Consider the following 18,626-nt stretch of genomic DNA (forward strand, 5'->3'; position numbering starts at 1 on the left):
ATTGGATTCTACGCCACACCATTTCTTGGACCTATTAACCAGACAGTAATCACTGAACAGCGCGCAACCGAGATTGAGCTTCCAGTGAAAATCGAAAAGGTGGATGATGTGGAAGCTGTAGTTGGAGAAGAATAAAGCACACCCTTTGCCTGGGATTAATCCCCAGGCAAAGAAGATTTAATCAAATCCCCCACAAGCTCAGCCTGTTTATAAACCATAAAATGCCCACCACCCTTAATGACGTGGACAGGCTGCTGTATCCGTTTTATGGGGAATGTGCGGTCACCCTCGCCATGTATATGCACGAGCTCCGTCCCCTCCCGCATCGGAGGCGTTTGCCAGCCTGAAAGCTGCGTGAGCGCCCAGCGTAGGTCTGAACTTGAATGCCTGTCTACCATATCCTTAAAGAGCGTTTGCTCCTCTTTGCTCACATAATCATGATATTTTCCCCACAATGGCAAGGAAGCCAGAGTAACGCTCTTGGACATAACATGTTGAATCCCTAATTTCTTGATTATGCTAAAATGAGGCGGAAGCTCCTTTCGGCTTTTGATACTGGAAATGATTAGCACTTTCCTGATCGGCATGATCGCGGCTATTTCCTGACTCATCATCCCACCAAATGAATGCCCAATGCCCACCACAGGACCTTTATTTTCGACATCCATTTTTTTACGAATAGATTCCGCTAAAGCATCTGCCATTTCCAACCAATTAGGTGCTCGATCTTCATTCCACGTCGAACCTCCATGTCCAGGAATATTGCTGATATAGCAATCCCAGGATTCTGGCATAAGGTGCATCAAGGGAATTAAAGTACCTGCCGAAAACCCTGTGCCGTGTAAAAAGTGTACGCGCTGCTCAGGATTTTCAACCTGTCGATGGAAGCCCTGTATGGCATGCCCAAATGAGGTTTGCTGTTGCCAGGATTCTATATTGGTTGACTCTAATAGTGTATTCATACTGTTTTTATATTGTATGTTGTCTTTAATAATAAAAATTTAAGTTCGCCAAATATAATCATTAGCCCTATAAACTTATTATACGTTGCGAATATCAAAACTGATCACTTCAGCAATATCATTTGGCCTTCCCACTCGACCGATAGGATGAAAATCGTTGAAACCACCGGTGAGTGTGTCTTCAATTTGATCTGGCTCGATAAAAGATCCAAAAATCGGGGTCACAACAACAGCTGGTGAAACAGCATTTACCCGGATGTTGAATTCGGCAAGCTCCATGGCCAGATGCTGTGTTAATGAATGTAAGCCAGCTTTTGCCATAGAGTAAGCGGACGAAGGGGTCGCTTTAATGGCTTGCTTTGCCCACATAGATCCGATGTTTACAATTGCGCCCCCTTTATGTTCTTTCATATTGTTTGCAACGGCTTGTGTTATGAAAAATAGGCTTTTGTTTAAGTCGTGATAGCTATCGAAATCGCGATGAGTATGATCCAGAAAAGCGACAGGTTTGAACGTTCCTGCAGCATTGATTAACTTGGAAATATGGCGCTTCTCTGTTTCGATTACTGAAATGAATCGTTCAACTTGCCCCGAGTTTTGAAGATCAACGGCATGTATGTCGATCTGCCCTGATCCATTTTGCTGTAATTCAGATTTGACCGTTTCAAGTTTTGTAGGGTCTCGACCAACAAGAACCAAGTTCTGCCCTTTGTCTCTCAAAATTTGTGCAACTGCTTTGCCCATGCCGCTTGAGCCGCCAATAATTAGTGATGCAGTATTCGTCATTCATTTATCCAATCTATCTATAGGTAGGCAATGTATTTTTATAAAATGGGAGTATTAAAAGGTTTGTCAATTTATTTATCTACTAGTAGATAGATTAGGTGAGGTTTTAAAGGAAACCCGTTCTTAATTATTGCAATTTAAGGGCGTGGGGAATGGTTACTCAAAAAAAGGAATAAGGTGTTCTGTAACTGCTCGGGGGTTTTCTTCTTGGGCAAAATGCCCGCAATCAATAGCATGACCTTGGACATTTTCAGCCCAGCTTTGCCACAAACCAAGCGGATTTCCTGTTTTGGCAGGAAATCCCTTATGTGCCCAAAGAAAGAAGAGAGGGGCTTTTATTTTGTCACCATTTTTTCTGCTCTCTTCGTCGTGCTGCCGGTCAAGGGTAGCCCCTGCGCGGTAATCCTCACAGAGGGCGTGCAGGTGATTGGGATCTCTAAATTGTTCCCTATAGCTCTCTAGGGCTTCCGGGGTGAACACATTGAGTGAATTTTCCTGGGTCCAACTTTTAAGTGTCCACTCGAGATAGGTGATAGGATCTGCTTTTATCATGTTTTCTGGTAGCGGTGCTGGTTGCGCAAGGAAAGTCCAATGATAAGCCTTAAGTGCCATCTCAGCATTGAAACGACCCCACATCTCGGCAGTAGGAACGACTTCAATGATAGCCATTTTTTCTATTTCTTCAGGATGATCCAACGCCATACGATAGGAAACTCTTGCTCCTCTGTCGTGACCAATGACTGAAAAGCGTTTATAACCAAAATGGTTCATAAGCTCGATCATGTCTTGAGCCATGGTACGTTTGGAATAGGGGCTGTGCTCGCTATCCGTTACGGGAATGCTACTTTCCCCATAGCCGCGCAGATCGGGAATAATACACTGGAATTTTTGTGCGAAGACCGGGGCGACTTTTCCCCAGGTTGCATGGGTTTGCGGATAGCCGTGGAGTAAGAGCAAAGGCTTACCAGTACCTGCAGTGTGAACGCTTAACTTCACTCCATTTACTTGTACAAAGGATTGGGTGAACCCGGATAAGGTTTTGGACTGCATTGCTCTCTTACTCTTTGCTCGTTTTAAACGGAAGGTTGTTTAGATAAAGGGTGTTTAGTGCAAAATGCAATGATGTCTTTATTTTACGGTTAGACTTTTGTTGAAGAATTTGATCACTTTTTCATTAAACGCTTCGTGAAATTCTTCTCTGTTTAAGGTGGGGACATCGACACAAACTGTGTTCCAAACTCTTGGGTTATGTTCTTTCAGTAAAGGATTGCAGGGAGAGAGAAACGCAAAGTGCCCGGCATCTTTAACCAGATGATACTCTGGCGTTTTGGGTAAGAATTTAAAGATTAGACCTGCATTGGTCTCTGTTGGAACATTTAAATCTTGTGTCCCCGACCAAAGTTGAAGAGGCAAAGTCACCTTTTCTAATGAAGATTGATCAAAGGCAAAGCCAAGTCCCGGAGCAATCACGACGGCAGCAGATATTCTTGGGTCGTGGTTCCAGTCACCCGCTGATCGCTGTGCAAGGTCAGTGATTGCGGCGGCGTTGTGATCGCCAAGTATACAGGCAACTTCATTTGGACTTTTTTTTGCAATGCGAGAGAAGGTTATGAATATTGGGCACAGCTCCGCTTGAAACCAGGGCTGTGTATTCTCCGGCAGAAAAACCGAAAATGCCAATTCTGGCTGGATCAATATTAGTCTTGCCAATCCAGTTGTTGAGCAAGTGGTCAATCGTCAGCTTTATATGGCGCGGGCGATCCAGCATCCAGCGTTGCGGAGGATAGCTCTCGTTTTCATAGCTATTTCCGGTGTGGGTTGGTGCAGCAGCAATATAGCCTGCTTCAGCAAGAGCTTTGGCCAAATTCGGGGGTGTGTAAAAACGGCAACAGTATGTGTTGCTATTACGCAACTGTCATCTGGTAATTATTTTTGCAAGCTATTTTGAACTTGGCAAAAAAAGCTCGGACGGGTATTTGTTTTTTGTGAACTACTTTAAGCTTTAACAAGGAACGATTTATGACCCGTATTATCACCTCTGCATATATCCGCACGAGCGTGTTCGGGAATCGTTCTCTCCGAGCTTATGTTACTCGTGTTTTTCGATCAGCATTTCGTGGATGCACACAATTATAAATCCACTGAGTGTCACACCTTTTCGGCACTGACTGTCTGAAAAATAGTATTTCACCTATTCACCTATAATTTGTTTAATTCTTAACGTTTGGCCTTCATAGGCATGGGATCTGTGTTTTTACACCCATGAACTATGTGCTGTTTGTCTGACTGCTCTGAAATATCTTCTCCAATATTTGGCGAAGATATGTGGGGGCTGGTCTTACAGTGTCTTTTGCCGACAGAGTCATGTTCAAATTTGGGGTGTTACACGAGTAACTATTAAATACCGACAGTCGTGCTTACAATTATGGAGTAAGTCATGGCTAGAGTTATCAAGCTATTCAATCGTATTCTTTCTCGCCTTAAGGCAAGAGTTACAGCTGTTGATATTGAGGATCTTCCCGCGTCAATTCGTGAAGACATTGGATTACCTGCAGACCCCGATCCACCAAAGTGGCCATTTCGGCAAGAGCACTTTTGGTAGGAGGCTAGGGGTAACAAACTAAAGTATTGGGCGTTTAAAAATGGATAGAAGGCATATTAAATTTGTAATCTGGCTTCTGTCCATTTTGCTTGTGGTGCATTTTTGATGAAAATCTTGGGTAATAAAATTACAAATTCAATAAAGTTTGTGAAGTTGAAAGGGGTAATCTTTGTTGGTTTTAATAGGTTTATACTGAGTTTTTATTCATAAATAAAACTTGTATCTGCTATTTTGCAGATCATGGATGCGAAATTATTCATTTATCTGCAAATAAGCAGATGTCATTATCTTGGTATGGTAACGAGATACTGCCGTTGGGATTAGACATTTTTTTGTATTATCAAGTGTTTATGTTGATTGCGTCGAAGATGATGACGTAAGGATATCTGTTTCGATCTTTGAAAATGCATTTGATAAATAAAAAAATTAATTGACCTTTACGTAAGATGTTACAAAGATGAAGTATGAATGAACAGGGCTTGTATAGCATTACGGAACTTACACATGAGTTTGGGATTACAACCCGAACCTTGAGGTTCTACGAAGGCAAGAATTTACTCAACCCACACCGGGAGGGGCGGAAAAGGTTATACACTTCGCGTGACAGGGCAAGATTAGTACTAATCTTGCGTGGTAAACGCTTAGGGTTTTCCTTGGCCGAAATTCGCGAAATCATCGAAATGTATGATTTGGAACCCGGTGAAAGTGGTCAAATTCAACGTTTGCTCGAGTGTATTGCTAGACATCGTTCCAAGCTTGTTGAGAAGAGAGAAGATATCGATGAGATTCTCTCTGAAATGGCAAGAGTAACCGCTGTGGCATCGCAACGCTTGGATGAAATAAAAAAATAAACCTGTTCAGTAGGATGAGACGTGATCCTTTGTGATCATAGAGAGGGCGCATCAATGAGTTCCCATTCACGGGATGAATGGGTGTCTCGGTTGGTGCCAACAGGATAGTGGCATTTTTTGTCGCGGACAGGGAGAAGTTGTTTGGTTCAATCGGGCGACATGTTGCTCGAGGCGAATGGTATTAACCTTCGCTTTGGCGGAATTCGGGCTTTAACAGATGTGAGTTTTTCTGTCCGCAAGGGAGAGGTCTTCTCAATAATTGGCCCGAATGGAGCTGGTAAAACCTCTATGCTTAACTGCATTTCTGGACGGTATAAGCCCCAGGAAGGTGAGATTATATATAGAGGGAAGAACCTGATTGGCCGGTCAATTAATGATCGTGCCGCTATGGGGATTGGCCGTACCTTTCAGAATTTGGCACTTTTTAGCCATATGTCTGTTCTCGATAATATCATGGTGGGGCGTCATCACCTTCTTAAGAACAACTTCTTTACAGGTATGCTCTATTGGATTGGCGGGGCGCGAAAAGAAGAGCTGAGCCATCGTCGTGATGTTGAAGATATAATTGATTTCCTAGAAATTCAGCATGTGAGAAATGAGCCCGCGGGTACTTTGTCTTATGGCTTGCGAAAGCGCGTAGAGCTTGCGCGGGCGATTGCGATTAATCCAGACCTTATTCTTCTGGATGAACCCATGGCGGGTATGAACCTTGAAGAAAAAGAGGATATGGCCCGCTATATTCTTGATCTTAACGAAGAGCTAGGTGTGACCGTTGTCATGATTGAACATGATATGGGGGTGGTCATGGACATATCAAACCGTGTGATGGTGCTGGATTTCGGCAAGAAGATTGCTGAGGGCTTGCCAGATGAAGTCATGGAAAATGAACATGTTAAGCATGCTTATTTAGGAGAAGAAGATGATTTGCTCCATGATGAAGAGGCAGAGGCGGTCGCATTATGAGTAACAACGAGAAAAAGCCAAACCTAAGTGTTGTCGGCAATGCGCACGTTATTGCCGGAAATGATATTGCCTGGAACACAACGGCTTCTGGTCAGGTTGATGTCGAGCTTTACGACACACTTCCTAAAATTCTTGCCTATAATGCTGCTCATTATCCGAATGAAGTCGCGCAACGAGAAAAAGAATTTGGAATTTGGAACCGTTTCACTTGGAAAGAGTTTAATGATCATGTCGGGCGTATGGCTCTTGGCATGGCCGAATTGGGGGTAGGGCAAGGAGACACCGTTGTCCTGATAGGCGATAACAGGGTCGAGTGGGTCTGGGGTGAAATTTCTGCACATGCTTGTCGTGCGATGAGCATGGGTATTTACCGGGATGCGCTGGAAGATGAAATTGCTTATCTAACTGACTATACTGAGCCCAAGGTTGTTATCGCTGAAGATGAGGAACAGGTTGATAAGTTTCTTAATCTTGAAGACCGCATTCCTTCTATCAAACATATCATCTACACAGATCCGAGAGGAATGCGTAAGTACGATGATCCCCGGTTGATATCATTGGACGACCTTGAAAAACTTGGGCAAGCATCGCTGGATAAAGACAGCAATGCCTATGATCATTTAATTAACGCCACAGACCAAGACGATGTTGCGATACTCTGCACAACATCGGGAACAACATCCAACCCTAAACTGTCAATGTGGCCGCACAAGGCATTTATTGGGCATGCTGCGTCTTATCTGCGCGCAGATCCTAAGACTTCCGAAGATGAATACCTAGCTGTTCTTCCTTTGAGTTGGGTGATGGAGCAAATGTATTCAGTGGCTTGGAATCTAATCTCTCGTATGAAAGTTAACTTCCCGGAAGAGCAATCGACAGTGATGGCGGACTTGCGGGAAGTGGGGCCAAGTTTTGTTCTTTTGGCTCCCCGGGTTTGGGAAACGATTGCGGCGGATGTCCGGGCAAGGATGATGGATTCAAGTCCTTGGAAACAAAAAATGTACGACTGGGGCACGAAAAAAGCTTTGGAAGCATTTGAAAAAGGACAAGAATCTTCTGCTGCGGAATGGTTGTTGATGCGTGCCTTGCGGGATCGTCTCGGCTTTAAAAATCTGAAATCGGCCGCGACAGGTGGCGCAGCGATGGGGCCGGATACTTTCAAGTTCTTCCTCTCGATGGGAATTCCTTTGCGCCAGCTTTACGGGCAGACTGAAGCACTGGGGGCGCACACTATTCATAAGGCCGATGATGTAAATCACGAGTCAGTTGGCTCACCAATGCCTGGGGTGGAGCTCCGGATTGATAATCCGGATAAAGAGGGTCTAGGTGAAATATGTGTTAATCACGGCAATATGATGAGTGGCTATTACAAGAATGAAGCGGCCAGTAAAGAAACATTCGGAGACGATGGTTGGTTCCTAACAGGGGATGCTGGTTACTTTAATGATGACGGGCATTTGGTTGTTATTGACCGAATTAAAGATTTGGCAAGTACAACATCTGGTGTGAAGTTTTCGCCACAATATATTGAAAATAAACTGAAATTTTCAACGTATGTTGCTGAAGCTGTTATTCTTGGTGCGGATAAACCCTATCTGACTGCGATAATTTGTATTCGTTATCCTATCGTTTCAAAATGGGCTGAAAAGCGACGCCTTCGCTTTACGACTTATACAGATCTATCTGCACAATCAGCTGTTTATGAACAGCTGCGTAAAGAAGTTGAGATGGTAAATGCCACTCTGCCGCCTGCGCAACAGATCAAAAAATTCTTGCTGTTGTACAAAGAACTGGATGCGGACGATGGCGAACTCACACGGACAAGAAAAGTACGCCGCGGTGTGATTGCTGATAAATACGGCGATATTATAGACCGTCTCTATTCTGATGATGATCATGTTGATATTGATACGGTTATTCATTTTCAGGATGGAACGAAGCAGCGAATTGTTACCACGCTTAACATTGAAAATTTAGGGTCGGATGATGCAAATCCTCGCCCGGAAAAACAGCTGGCTGGGGGGCGTTAAGATGAACTGGGATCTTTTATTCCAACTGATGATCAATGGTATCATTGTCGGCCTGTTATATGGCGTTGTCGCCATGTGTTTTGTTCTGATTTACAAGTCCACACAGGTTGTTAATTTTGCCCAAGGTGAGTTTCTTGTTCTCGGCGCATGGGTTTGTTGGTTTTTTGTCATGAAATGGCAATTACCCTTTGTTTTGGCCTTCTTATTTGCCATGGCCTTTATGACGGTCTTTGGTATTCTGGTTCAGATGGTAATTCTACGACCATTGATCGGAGAGCCGATTATCTCTGTGATCATGGTAACTATTGGATTGTCCATTTTCATGCAGGCGCTTATGAACTGGGTCTTTGGTAATTCAGCTGAGCGCTTTCCTTCTGTCTTTGGCGATGAAACCATATCGATAGGCGGGCTTCAGGTTGAGACAGCTTATCTCATGTCGCTGGTGCTTTCTCTCGTCGTCATGGGATTATTCTACTACTTCTTCAAGTTCTCTCGCTATGGACTGGCCATGCGCGCAACGGCCTATAATCAGCAGGTTGCCCAATCATTAGGTATATCAGTTAAACAGGTTTTTGCTATGGCTTGGGCTATCTCTGCGCTGGTGTCCTGTATCGCCGGAGTTGTTCTGGGGCTTGTGAATGCTGTTTCAAACTCATTGGCGATTATTGGCATTAAGGTTTTCCCGGCAGTCATCGTTGGCGGGCTTGATTCAATTGTTGGTGCCGTTATTGGTGGTGTCATCATTGGGCTTTTGGAAAACTTGGCAGAGTTTTTTGATGGCCAATTCTTACACATCGGCAACATGTATACCGTTGCTCCGTTTTATGTGCTGATCATTATCTTAATGATAAGGCCCTATGGTCTTTTCGGCACCAAAGATATCGAACGCATCTAAGAAAGGGAGCGGTTAAGTTATGTCACATGTTCCTCATCCGCGCCCTTGTGGTGATTTCAGAACCACATACAGCGACGATACATCGTTATTTCGTACTAAAGTAGAAGGCTATGCCGTTTACCTCGGGATTTTTGCTCTGCTGTTTGCACCGTTGGTGTTTAATGATTTTTATATCAGCCAGATGATTCTAATCGGCATTTATGCAATAGCAGCTCTTGGTTTGAATGTTCTTGTTGGTTTTACCGGGCAAATTTCCCTTGGGCATTCAGCCTTCTTTGGGTTTGGTGCTTTTGCTTCAGCTTGGTTGAATAATACAACAGGGATACCTGTGTTTATTTGTATTCCGCTCGCGGGGTTAATGACGACCGCGATTGGGATGATATTTGGTATCCCTGCTGCTCGTCTCAAGGGGCTTTATCTGGCCATTGCAACCTTGGCATCCCAGTTCATTCTGCAAGATTTCTTTTCTCGTGCAGATTGGTTCTCTGGCGGGGCGTACGGTTCTGCTGCCGAGGTTGTGAATTTTCTGGGTATCGACCTTGATACCGATCAGAAATATTTTTACCTGGTCCTTTTCTGGGTTGTTGTTTCTTTTCTCGCAGTCAGTAACCTTCGTCGTTCCAGAGATGGTCGCGCACTGGTCGCGGTTCGGGATCATTATCTGTCTGCTGAAATTATGGGCATTAACCTGACCCGTTATCGGATTATGTCATTTGGTGTTTCCAGTTTCTTTGCCGGCCTTGGCGGTGCTCTTTACGCGCATTATCTGCAATATGTTTCGGTTGAAGGCTTTACTATTCTGTTATCCATTCAGTTCTTGGCCATGATCATTATCGGTGGCTTGGGATCGGTTTCAGGATCGCTGCTTGGGGCTATTTTCATTCTGCTGCTGCCACAATTTATGGAAGAGATCGCCAGTAGCGCAGCCGTGGTTTTTGAAGGCATTGAGCAAAGCAAAGCCTATATCAAAGAAATGTCCGTTGGCGCAGTGATTATTCTGTTCCTTATCTTTGAACCAGAAGGACTTATTCATCGCTGGCGTCTTATTCGGGCCAGTTGGAAGCTTTATCCATTCTCTCACTAAGAGAGAGGCATTCATTCCGCGGCGGCCGGGGTGGAAATATAATAATGATGCCGCCAAAAGGGAGAAAGACATGAAGCAGCGTATTCTCGCCGCAACACTTGCCCTGGCGGCAGCTAGCAGCCCAGCCTTGGCAGAAGATTCAGTATTTGTTGGTCACCTTGTTGATTACACAGGTCCAACATCGTTTGTAAGTAAGTTCTATGGTCCGGGCGTACGTGATGCCGTTGACTACATCAATTCAACTGGGGGAATTGATGGTACTAAAATCGAAATGGAAACCATTGATTATGCTTACAAAGTTCCGCAAGCGATTGCGAACTACAAGAAGTGGAAATCAAAAGGTATGATCGCATTACAAGGCTGGGGTACGGGTGATACCGAAGCTTTGATCTCGTTTGTAGCAAAAGATCAGGTTCCTGTTTGGTCCGCATCATATTCCGGTCACTTGACTGATCCGACGGGTAAAAACCCGAAGACGAAGAAGCCTGCGCCATACAACTTCTTTTATGGCCCTTCCTATACAGATGCATGTCGTGCTCTAGTTCAGTGGGCGGCAGGTGATGCCAAGGAAAAGGGGATTTCCGATCCAAAATTTGTGCATACAGGGGATAATCATCCCTATCCGAATGCACCAAAAGAAGGTTGTGCAGAGTACGCGACAGAATTAGGACTTGAAGTCCTGCCGCCTGTTGTCGTGCCACTTGGCCCCGGTGATTTTAAAGCACAATGCCTGACCATTAAAGAATCAGGTGCTAACTATGCCTATATTGGTAACCTTGGTGGCTCTGTAATTTCTCTTCTTAAATCCTGTAACACAGTTGGCGCTGATGTGACTTATATGGGGAATGTCTGGGCTGGTGATTATCTGACTATTCAAGCTGCAGAAGCAAAAGACTATGTCTTCCCGACAGCAACACCTTTCTGGGATGCCGCTGCTGATGGTATGGCGCTTGTTTATAAAATTGCAGATGATAGTGGCTTTTCCAAAGACGCCAAGCCAACACATCACTATATCCGTGGCGTTTGCTCGGCTTATTACATGAAAGAAGCAATGGAGTGGGCAAAGGCGAATGGTGGTTTAACGGGTGAAAACATCAAAAAAGGGATGTATGTGAACCAGAACTGGACACCTAAAGGCCTTGAGGGCGTTTGCCTGCCATCAAGCTGGTCCCCTGAAGATCACCGTGGAAGTACTGTTGTATCCATTAATAAAGGATCTTTCGAAGACGGTGCTGTGAACATTGAGCGGATTGCTGAAATGACACTGCCGCGTCGTGACGATTGGGTTGGTTACTAATCGTAAATTAGGTCAGGTCTGTCTTTGGTCAGACCTGACCTTTTCTTTACATGTTATTTTACAAATCTGGATTTGAAATCTGGCCTTAATCTAAGGATCTCCCCTATGAGTTCTGTATCTCAACTTCAAAACCAAACTCAGGATGAAATCATTCTGGCCGTTAATAATGTTGAAGTGGTCTTCAATGACGTTATTCTGGTGCTCAGAGGATTGAACCTGACGGCTGAACGCGGGAAAATTACCGCGCTATTGGGGGCCAACGGGGCAGGGAAATCCACAACACTTAAAGCTATCGCAGGATTGTTAGGATCTGAAGATGGTGAGGTTAGTCGCGGTGATATTGTTTATAATGGCATGAATATTACCCAAACGCCGCCAGAACAGCGTGTTCGTAACGGGACGTTTTTGGTTATGGAAGGCCGTGGTATTGTCCAGGATATGACGGTGATCGAAAACCTTCGCCTTGGTGCCTTTACCCAGCCCCAAAAAAATGTCGCCGAAGACATGGAAAAGGTATTTAATTATTTCCCACGGTTAAAAGAAAGAACAGGGCTAGCCGGGTATCTTTCTGGTGGTGAGCAACAAATGTTGGCGATTGGTCGTGCTCTCATGGCGCGTCCAAATCTTATTATGATGGATGAACCTTCCATGGGGCTTTCACCGCTGCTCGTCAAAGAAGTTTTTGGTATTATCAAGCGTATGAATGAAGAGCTTGGAATTAGTGTTCTCCTTGTCGAGCAGAACGCCAACATGGCGCTTCGGGCTGCGGACTACGGCTATATCATGGAGAACGGTAAAATTGTTCTTGATGGAACCGCAGAAGAATTAATGAACAACGAGGACGTCAAGGAGTTCTATCTTGGCGGCGGCGGTAGCGAACGTAAGTCATTTAAAAATATCAAATCTTTCAAACGACGTAAACGCTGGCTGTAACAGCCTTATTGTCTCTGTGCTTTACTTTTAAACCTGATGAATGCCGTGAATTGGATTGCTTTTAATGACTGATTATTTTGATCATAAGGAAACTCGTAGCCAGAATGAACGGGAAAATGATCAGTTACAAAAGCTGCAAAGGTGCCTTTCTGAGGCAAAAGAAAAGGCTCCATATTATCGTAAGACACTTGCCGATATTGAGCCGGATCAAATAAGTTCTATAACAGATCTGGCAGTGCTGCCTGTTGTCCGCAAATCAGATTTGATAGAGATGCAAAGTGATGCGTCTCCTTTTGGTGGGTTAGGACAAGTTTCTACAGGGGAGATGGCACGACTGTTCCTGTCTCCAGGGCCGATTGTAGAGCCGCAAGGGGTTGACGGCGATATCTGGCGTGTTGCTCGCGCTTTACATGCTGTGGGGCTGCGAAAGGGCGGCGTTGCCCATAATTGCTTTGCGTATCATTTTACGCCTGCCGGGATCATGTTTGATTTTGCTGCCCGTACATTAGGTTGTGCAGTTTTCCCCGGTGGTGTCGGACAAACCGAAAGCCAAGTACAGGCAATCAATCGTTTCCAAGCCGATGCCTATATGGGGACGCCTGATTTTTTAAAAATCATACTTGAAAAAGCTGATGCATTGGAAACGCCGATATCTTCGATAAAACGTGCGCTGGTAACGGGTGGACCGTTATTCCCTGATTTAAGGCGATATTACGAAAGTCGACATATTCATGTAAGGCAGTGTTATGCAACAGCAGACGTCGGCCTTATTGCTTACGAAAGCGAAAGCCTTGAGGGAATGATTCTTGACGAAGATGTAATCGTTGAGATTGTACGTCCGGGTACAGGTAACCTTGTGGCAGGGGGGGAGGTTGGCGAAGTGATTGTAACTTGTTTTAATCCGAACTACCCACTCATACGTTTTGCGACAGGGGACTTGTCAGCGTTAATGCCAGGTCAGAGTCCCTGTGGGCGGACAAATCGTCGAATTAAGGGCTGGATGGGGCGTGCCGATCAGACAACAAAGGTACGAGGCATGTTTATTCACCCCGAACAGATCGCACGGATTGTTGAAAAACATGAAGAAGTTGTAAAAGCACGTTTGGAAGTTAGTGAGAATGCAGGACGTGACAACATGGCTTTACATTGCGAGATCACAAGTGATTGTGATCGTGAAAGTTTACGTGAAAGGTTAGAGGAAAGCATTCGATCTGAATGCCGGCTACGTGGGGAAGTGACCTACACAGAGATTGGAACGTTACCCAACGATGGTAAGGTTATTCATGACGACCGACCGATCACCAGTGCATAAAAATATTTAAGGAAATATTTAGGGTAGAATATTATCCAAGTCGCTTTGTAGCTTTTTGATTTCATCTTCGGCATCTTGGCTAAGTTTGGCTGGTTGTTCGGTCGATTTAGCTGATGATGGACTTGGTTTATCAATATGTGCGGCGCTCACCCATCTTGATATAGCACCAATCAAAGCCTTTCGATCAATTGGTTTTGAGACGTAATCATCCATTCCAGAGGCGAGGTAGAATTCGCGATCACCCTTCATGGCATTTGCAGTCAAAGCAATGATTGGAATGTCTGATGTCGGGGCAGGAAGATTACGAATTCGTTTTGTGGCTGTTGGTCCGTCCATTTGTGGCATCTGGACATCCATTAAAATAATATCGAATTCTTGTTTTTGAACAATCATGTAAGCTTCGATACCGTTATTAACGATATGTAACCTACAATTTAATGATTTGAGTAATGACTGAATTACCTTTTGATTTATTAGATTATCCTCGGCCACTAATATCTTGATGGTTTTTCCTATATATTCAGGAACATGATCTCTAGCTCGTTCGGCTTCATCTTCTTCCCTAACTTTTTGCTCATCTCCTTTTTCCACAAGGATTGTGAACCAGAAGGTTGACCCTATGCCATCGACGCTTTCGACCCCGATCTCGCCGCCCATTAAATGTGTGAGCTGTTTGCAAATAGCTAACCCCAGACCCGTACCGCCAAATCTTCGAGTTGTGGAAGAGTCTGCCTGAGAAAAGACCTTAAAAAGGTTTTCTTGATTTTCCAAAGAAATGCCTTCGCCAGTATCTTCAATTTCAAATCGCAACTTTATTTTGTTACCAATAGTTTCCATTTGCTCAATAATAATAGAGATCTTACCCGTGTGGGTGAATTTAATAGCATTTCCAATAAGGTTATAAATAATTTGTTTTATACGCCCGGGATCACTTTTGATAATATCTGTATTAATGGGTGAGTTTAGTATTTGAAACCTCAGGTTTTTTGCTCTTGCCCTTGATTCCCAAAGTGCTTCGGTTGTGTCCAGTAAACGATTTAACGAGAAATCTATTTTTTCCAATTCAATTTTTTCAGCTCGTTATTTTCTACGTTATCAAGGTCTGCAGAAAGCTTGTTTAGGTTATCTATCAGTTTGGATAGACCAACTCTGATTTCTGCATGATTATGTGTTTTTTTATTATTCACGAGTGTAATCAGGTTAATTAGGTCTTTCTGGATGACTTGTGTATTATCACTGCCGTAATAATTCTCTGAAAACGTGAATAGTATTTTAGGGAAAAAGACTTCAATATCTTTGTATAGTGCATTTTGATTTTTAAATATTTTTATGATTTTTTTTCGTTGAATATGGTTTCGCTTGTATGCCCTGAAGAGGGTTTGGAACTCTGGATTACTGAGCTTTTTTGTATCCAGACTGCTTTCTATGTTTCTAAGGGTCTGGTCGATTGCTTGATCTGCTTGATCATATTTTCCGTAATCTGTTCTTGTTCCCAGACGTTGTTTTAGAATTTCTTCATTGATATGCGTCTCGTTTGTTTTCAAGTCTTGCAGCATCAGGCTCATTTGCTGCATTTGAACTGGGTGGGTTCGCTGTGTTTCTATGTAGGTGAAAATTATTATCGCACAAAGACATAACGTAAATATTATCAGGATACTTTTGGTTATTGCGCTATGCATCATTACCTCCGACTTTCGAAGACGGAGATTTCAGCTGTGCCATAGACTTCCATCAAGCAGATGAAAGCGCAGTCTTTCGTTGGATTGTGACAACAAGCCATATTAACTCATGATGTAATTGTTAGGTCATGATGCTATCTATGGTCGTATATAAGGCTTAATTATTCGTAAAGTGTTTAAGCGTAATGATAAAAGATAATTAACCCGGTGCCACACAATGAAAACACCGGGTTTCTTGAGCTTCTTTATGAGGATCGACTTGTACGAGTTTAAATAAGTTCGACCGCCAAAGCAGTGGCTTCACCGCCACCAATGCACAGACTTGCAATCCCTTTTGAACCGCCTGTGCGTTTTAGGGCATGTAGCAATGTGACAATCAATCTGGTGCCCGACGCACCAATCGGGTGCCCCAAAGCACAGGCCCCACCGTTGATGTTGACCTTTGCTGGATCGAGATTTAAATCTTTAATCGCAGCGAGTGTTACAATGGCAAAAGCTTCGTTAATTTCATAGAGGTCTACGTCATTCGTAGACCAGCCTGCTTTGGCTTGAACCTTTTCAATGGCGCCGACTGGTGCTGTGGTAAACCAGCAAGGCTCTTGAGAATGGGTTGCATGAGCTTTGATCGATGCCAGAGGTTTTAACCCCCGTTTATCAGCTTCGGATTTTCGCATTAGTATCAAGGCTGCTGCGCCATCGGAAATAGAAGATGAAGATGCGGCTGTAACTGTACCATCAGGGCGGAATGCGGGGCGAAGATTTGGAATTTTATTTGTATCAACCTTAAACGGTTGCTCATCACTTTCAACGATGGTCTCGCTTTTGCGATTTTTGACCGTTAGCGGTTCAATTTCGTCTTTGAAGTAACCAGCTTCTGTTGCCTGTTTGGCACGGTTGAGGCTTTCGATGGCAAAATCATCTTGCTCTTGGCGGGTGGCTTTGTATTTGTCTGCGGTTGCTTCGGCAAAGGTGCCCATCAGGCCGCCTTTGTCAAAATAAGCATCTTCCAAGCCATCCATGAACATGTGATCAATAACAGTGCCGTGGCCCATACGCATGCCACCGCGTGCTTTAGGTAAGATGTAGGGTGCATTGGTCATACTTTCCATGCCACCAGCAACGACAATATCAACGCTACCTGATGAAATAGCGTCGTGCGCAAGCATCACGGTCTTCATGCCAGAACCACAGACCTTATTGATTGTTGTACAGCCTGCCGAAAGCGGCAGACCGCCTTTGATGGCTGCTTGCCTCGCCGGGGCTTGCCCTAACCCAGCAGGTAAAACACACCCCATCATAACTTCCTGAATGTCTTCAGCGTTAATTCCGGATCTTGATACGGCAGCTTTAATTGCCTCTGCACCTAAATCAGTCGTTGAAAGCGGAGATAAGGCTCCTTGAAAAGAGCCCATTGGGGTACGGGCAGCAGAAACGATAACGATTGGATCAGACATAAATTTTATTCCCAGTACTGTAATCTGGATTTCATCCAGATAAAGGTGTTGGTGTTCTTGATTTAAGAGAGGCGGACGGCACCATCAAGGCGAATTGTAGAGCCATTGAGAAAAGCATTTTCACAAATGTGTGCAACTAGACTTGCAAATTCTTCTGGCTGTCCTAGTCTTTTTGGGTGAAGGCTTTTTTCGACCAGAGCATCTTTTACCTTGTCGGACATACCTGCAATCATCGGCGTTTCCATGATGCCAGGGGCGATTGCCATGACGCGTATTGAGCTTCGGGCCAGCTCTCTGGAAAGCGGTAGGGTCAAAGAGGCAACCCCACCTTTGGATGCGGCATAGGCCGCCTGACCAATCTGGCCTTCCCAAGCTGCAATAGAAGCCGTGTTTATAATAACACCTCGCTCGCCATCAATCTCATCGTATTGCACCATGCGTTCAGCGGCGAGACGCATAACGTTAAATGCACCAACGAGATTGATGTCGATTGTCTTTTTGAAGAGATCCAGATCATGAGCGCCGTCTCTACCGACAAGTTTTGCCCCAGGAGCAATACCAGCACAGTTTACAACAATGCGTATGGGACCAAGCGTATCTTCAATAATCTTGACCGCTGCTTTAACAGCATCCGGATCAGTGACATCGGCTGTGACAGCTGTGGCATCAATATCCTCAGCGACACGGTTAACCCCTTCGTCGTTGAGATCCATGAGGCCACAATGCACACCTTTTGAAGCTAAATGCCTTGCAACGGCTTCGCCTAATCCGGAACCTGCGCCAGTGATCAGCGCTGTAAGACCAGATAATTTCATAACTTTTTTCCTCTTGTCAAAGGTCAGATTTGATTACGTAATACAAAGAGATGGAATTATTCGTTTCGCATTGCCAAAGAGATTTTAGAATTTGGATTACGGTCTAATTTGTCGGCGATGAACCAAGCCGTTTCTACCAACTTATCTATGTTGATTCCGGTTTCTACGGACATGCCATTGAACATATAAGCCACATCTTCGGTCGCAACATTGCCGGACGCACCACGGGCATAAGGACACCCACCAAGACCTGCGATAGAGGCGTCAAAAACAGAAATACCGCACTGCCAAGCGGCAAAAATATTCGCCAAAGCCTGACCATAGGTGTCATGAAAATGTCCGGCAAGTTTTGCCACGGGAACTGACTTTGAAACTGTTTGGATCATTTGTTGAGTTGCAAGGGGTGTTCCGGTGCCAATGGTATCGCCAAGGCTGATTTCGTAGCAGCCCATCTCAAAAAGAGCTTTGGCAACGCCAGCTACTTTTTGTGGCGCAATCTGACCTTCGTAGGGACACCCCAGTACGCAAGATACATAACCGCGTACTTTGATGTTCTTTTCTTGGGCCGCTTGAACAACGGGTTGAAACCTCTCAAGGCTTTCCTGAATAGAGCAGTTGATGTTTTTCTGAGAGAAGCTTTCTGAAGCAGCACCAAAAATAGCGACCTCTTTTACACCAGCTTCAACTGCCCGCTCAAACCCTTTGAGGTTTGGCGTTAATACAGGGTAGCTAATATCAGGCTTGCGCGTAATTCTAGAGAGGACTTCATTTGCATCAGCCATTTGAGGCACCCATTTGGGCGAAACAAAAGCAGATGCCTCAATTGCTAATAGGCCAGTATCTGACAAACGATTGATAAGCTCAATTTTTGCTTCGGCTGGGATAAGCGTTTTTTCATTCTGCAGTCCATCACGCGGGCCGACTTCGACGAGCTTTACTTTCTGTGGGGGAGTAGGCTGCATT

General features: G+C 44.5%; 18 protein-coding genes. 9 read left to right on the forward strand and 9 right to left on the reverse strand.

The annotated features are described in order from the left end of the window. Positions 1 to 155 precede the first annotated feature (155 nt). The 4 genes from Q0241_RS05930 to Q0241_RS05945 form a co-directional block, all read right to left on the reverse strand. A complete protein-coding gene (locus Q0241_RS05930; RefSeq protein ID WP_299374591.1) occupies positions 156 to 962 on the reverse strand; it encodes an alpha/beta hydrolase in 807 nt (268 codons plus the stop codon). A 78-nt stretch (positions 963 to 1,040) separates the two neighbouring features. Beyond that, entirely contained in the window at positions 1,041 to 1,748 is a 708-nt protein-coding gene (locus tag Q0241_RS05935; RefSeq protein WP_299374594.1) for an SDR family oxidoreductase, read from the reverse strand. 156 nt (positions 1,749 to 1,904) lie between these two features. After that, on the reverse strand, positions 1,905 to 2,798 hold the full coding sequence (locus Q0241_RS05940; protein WP_299374597.1) for an alpha/beta hydrolase: 894 nt from the start codon (positions 2,796 to 2,798) through the stop codon (positions 1,905 to 1,907). Positions 2,799 to 2,876: 78 nt separating this feature from the next. Further along, positions 2,877 to 3,443, reverse strand: a complete 567-nt coding sequence (locus tag Q0241_RS05945; protein WP_299374600.1) for a hypothetical protein — start codon at positions 3,441 to 3,443, stop codon at positions 2,877 to 2,879. A 742-nt stretch (positions 3,444 to 4,185) separates the two neighbouring features. Here Q0241_RS05945 and Q0241_RS05950 point away from each other — a divergent pair. From Q0241_RS05950 to Q0241_RS05990, 9 genes are all read left to right on the forward strand, one after another. Continuing rightward, entirely contained in the window at positions 4,186 to 4,350 is a 165-nt protein-coding gene (locus tag Q0241_RS05950) for a hypothetical protein (protein ID WP_299374604.1), read from the forward strand. Between the two features lie 464 nt (positions 4,351 to 4,814). Then, positions 4,815 to 5,201, forward strand: a complete 387-nt coding sequence (locus Q0241_RS05955) for a MerR family DNA-binding transcriptional regulator (protein WP_299374607.1) — start codon at positions 4,815 to 4,817, stop codon at positions 5,199 to 5,201. A 159-nt stretch (positions 5,202 to 5,360) separates the two neighbouring features. Further along, positions 5,361 to 6,164 (forward strand): ABC transporter ATP-binding protein, encoded by an 804-nt coding sequence (locus tag Q0241_RS05960; RefSeq protein WP_299374710.1) that lies wholly within the window; start codon positions 5,361 to 5,363, stop codon positions 6,162 to 6,164. After that, entirely contained in the window at positions 6,161 to 8,194 is a 2,034-nt protein-coding gene (locus Q0241_RS05965; RefSeq protein ID WP_299374610.1) for a long-chain fatty acid--CoA ligase, read from the forward strand. The genes Q0241_RS05960 and Q0241_RS05965 overlap by 4 nt, the downstream gene beginning before the upstream one ends. Before the next feature lies 1 nt (position 8,195). Further along, a complete protein-coding gene (locus Q0241_RS05970) occupies positions 8,196 to 9,089 on the forward strand; it encodes a branched-chain amino acid ABC transporter permease (protein ID WP_299374613.1) in 894 nt (297 codons plus the stop codon). Positions 9,090 to 9,108: 19 nt separating this feature from the next. Continuing rightward, positions 9,109 to 10,173, forward strand: coding sequence for a branched-chain amino acid ABC transporter permease (locus Q0241_RS05975; RefSeq protein WP_299374616.1), 1,065 nt, complete (start codon positions 9,109 to 9,111; stop codon positions 10,171 to 10,173). Positions 10,174 to 10,243: 70 nt separating this feature from the next. Next, complete coding sequence (locus Q0241_RS05980; RefSeq protein ID WP_299374619.1) at positions 10,244 to 11,470, forward strand: ABC transporter substrate-binding protein; 1,227 nt, start codon at positions 10,244 to 10,246, stop codon at positions 11,468 to 11,470. A gap of 105 nt (positions 11,471 to 11,575) precedes the next feature. Continuing rightward, positions 11,576 to 12,403: an ABC transporter ATP-binding protein gene (locus Q0241_RS05985; protein WP_299374622.1), complete on the forward strand. Its 828-nt coding sequence runs from the start codon at positions 11,576 to 11,578 to the stop codon at positions 12,401 to 12,403. Positions 12,404 to 12,467: 64 nt separating this feature from the next. After that, on the forward strand, positions 12,468 to 13,715 hold the full coding sequence (locus tag Q0241_RS05990; protein WP_299374625.1) for a phenylacetate--CoA ligase family protein: 1,248 nt from the start codon (positions 12,468 to 12,470) through the stop codon (positions 13,713 to 13,715). A gap of 18 nt (positions 13,716 to 13,733) precedes the next feature. Here Q0241_RS05990 and Q0241_RS05995 read toward each other — a convergent pair whose 3' ends face one another. The 5 genes from Q0241_RS05995 to Q0241_RS06015 form a co-directional block, all read right to left on the reverse strand. Continuing rightward, entirely contained in the window at positions 13,734 to 14,777 is a 1,044-nt protein-coding gene (locus tag Q0241_RS05995) for an ATP-binding protein (RefSeq protein WP_299374628.1), read from the reverse strand. Further along, positions 14,765 to 15,397 carry a DAHL domain-containing protein gene (locus Q0241_RS06000; protein WP_366941151.1) on the reverse strand — a complete coding sequence of 211 codons (633 nt, stop codon included), beginning with the start codon at positions 15,395 to 15,397 and terminating at the stop codon, positions 14,765 to 14,767. The genes Q0241_RS05995 and Q0241_RS06000 overlap by 13 nt, the downstream gene beginning before the upstream one ends. Positions 15,398 to 15,663: 266 nt before the next feature. Beyond that, positions 15,664 to 16,848, reverse strand: a complete 1,185-nt coding sequence (locus Q0241_RS06005; RefSeq protein WP_299374634.1) for an acetyl-CoA C-acyltransferase — start codon at positions 16,846 to 16,848, stop codon at positions 15,664 to 15,666. Between the two features lie 62 nt (positions 16,849 to 16,910). Next, positions 16,911 to 17,663 carry an SDR family NAD(P)-dependent oxidoreductase gene (locus tag Q0241_RS06010; RefSeq protein WP_299374637.1) on the reverse strand — a complete coding sequence of 251 codons (753 nt, stop codon included), beginning with the start codon at positions 17,661 to 17,663 and terminating at the stop codon, positions 16,911 to 16,913. A gap of 56 nt (positions 17,664 to 17,719) precedes the next feature. Beyond that, positions 17,720 to 18,625 carry a hydroxymethylglutaryl-CoA lyase gene (locus tag Q0241_RS06015; RefSeq protein ID WP_299374642.1) on the reverse strand — a complete coding sequence of 302 codons (906 nt, stop codon included), beginning with the start codon at positions 18,623 to 18,625 and terminating at the stop codon, positions 17,720 to 17,722. Between the last annotated feature and the right edge of the window lies 1 nt (position 18,626).

Source organism: uncultured Kiloniella sp., from assembly GCF_937128705.1.
In the GTDB taxonomy this organism is placed as follows: Bacteria; Pseudomonadota; Alphaproteobacteria; order Kiloniellales; family Kiloniellaceae; genus Kiloniella.

Coding starts and splice junctions, on each gene's coding strand:
- Q0241_RS05950 (WP_299374604.1), top strand. CDS start 4,186: ATGGCTAGAGTTATCAAGCTATTCAATCGTATTCTTTCTCGCCTTAAG.
- Q0241_RS05955 (WP_299374607.1), top strand. CDS start 4,815: ATGAATGAACAGGGCTTGTATAGCATTACGGAACTTACACATGAGTTT.
- Q0241_RS05970 (WP_299374613.1), top strand. CDS start 8,196: ATGAACTGGGATCTTTTATTCCAACTGATGATCAATGGTATCATTGTC.
- Q0241_RS05935 (WP_299374594.1), bottom strand. CDS start 1,748: ATGACGAATACTGCATCACTAATTATTGGCGGCTCAAGCGGCATGGGC.
- Q0241_RS05975 (WP_299374616.1), top strand. CDS start 9,109: ATGTCACATGTTCCTCATCCGCGCCCTTGTGGTGATTTCAGAACCACA.
- Q0241_RS05990 (WP_299374625.1), top strand. CDS start 12,468: ATGACTGATTATTTTGATCATAAGGAAACTCGTAGCCAGAATGAACGG.
- Q0241_RS05980 (WP_299374619.1), top strand. CDS start 10,244: ATGAAGCAGCGTATTCTCGCCGCAACACTTGCCCTGGCGGCAGCTAGC.
- Q0241_RS06015 (WP_299374642.1), bottom strand. CDS start 18,625: ATGCAGCCTACTCCCCCACAGAAAGTAAAGCTCGTCGAAGTCGGCCCG.
- Q0241_RS06000 (WP_366941151.1), bottom strand. CDS start 15,397: ATGATGCATAGCGCAATAACCAAAAGTATCCTGATAATATTTACGTTA.
- Q0241_RS05965 (WP_299374610.1), top strand. CDS start 6,161: ATGAGTAACAACGAGAAAAAGCCAAACCTAAGTGTTGTCGGCAATGCG.
- Q0241_RS05940 (WP_299374597.1), bottom strand. CDS start 2,798: ATGCAGTCCAAAACCTTATCCGGGTTCACCCAATCCTTTGTACAAGTA.
- Q0241_RS06010 (WP_299374637.1), bottom strand. CDS start 17,663: ATGAAATTATCTGGTCTTACAGCGCTGATCACTGGCGCAGGTTCCGGA.
- Q0241_RS05960 (WP_299374710.1), top strand. CDS start 5,361: ATGTTGCTCGAGGCGAATGGTATTAACCTTCGCTTTGGCGGAATTCGG.
- Q0241_RS05930 (WP_299374591.1), bottom strand. CDS start 962: ATGAATACACTATTAGAGTCAACCAATATAGAATCCTGGCAACAGCAA.
- Q0241_RS06005 (WP_299374634.1), bottom strand. CDS start 16,848: ATGTCTGATCCAATCGTTATCGTTTCTGCTGCCCGTACCCCAATGGGC.
- Q0241_RS05985 (WP_299374622.1), top strand. CDS start 11,576: ATGAGTTCTGTATCTCAACTTCAAAACCAAACTCAGGATGAAATCATT.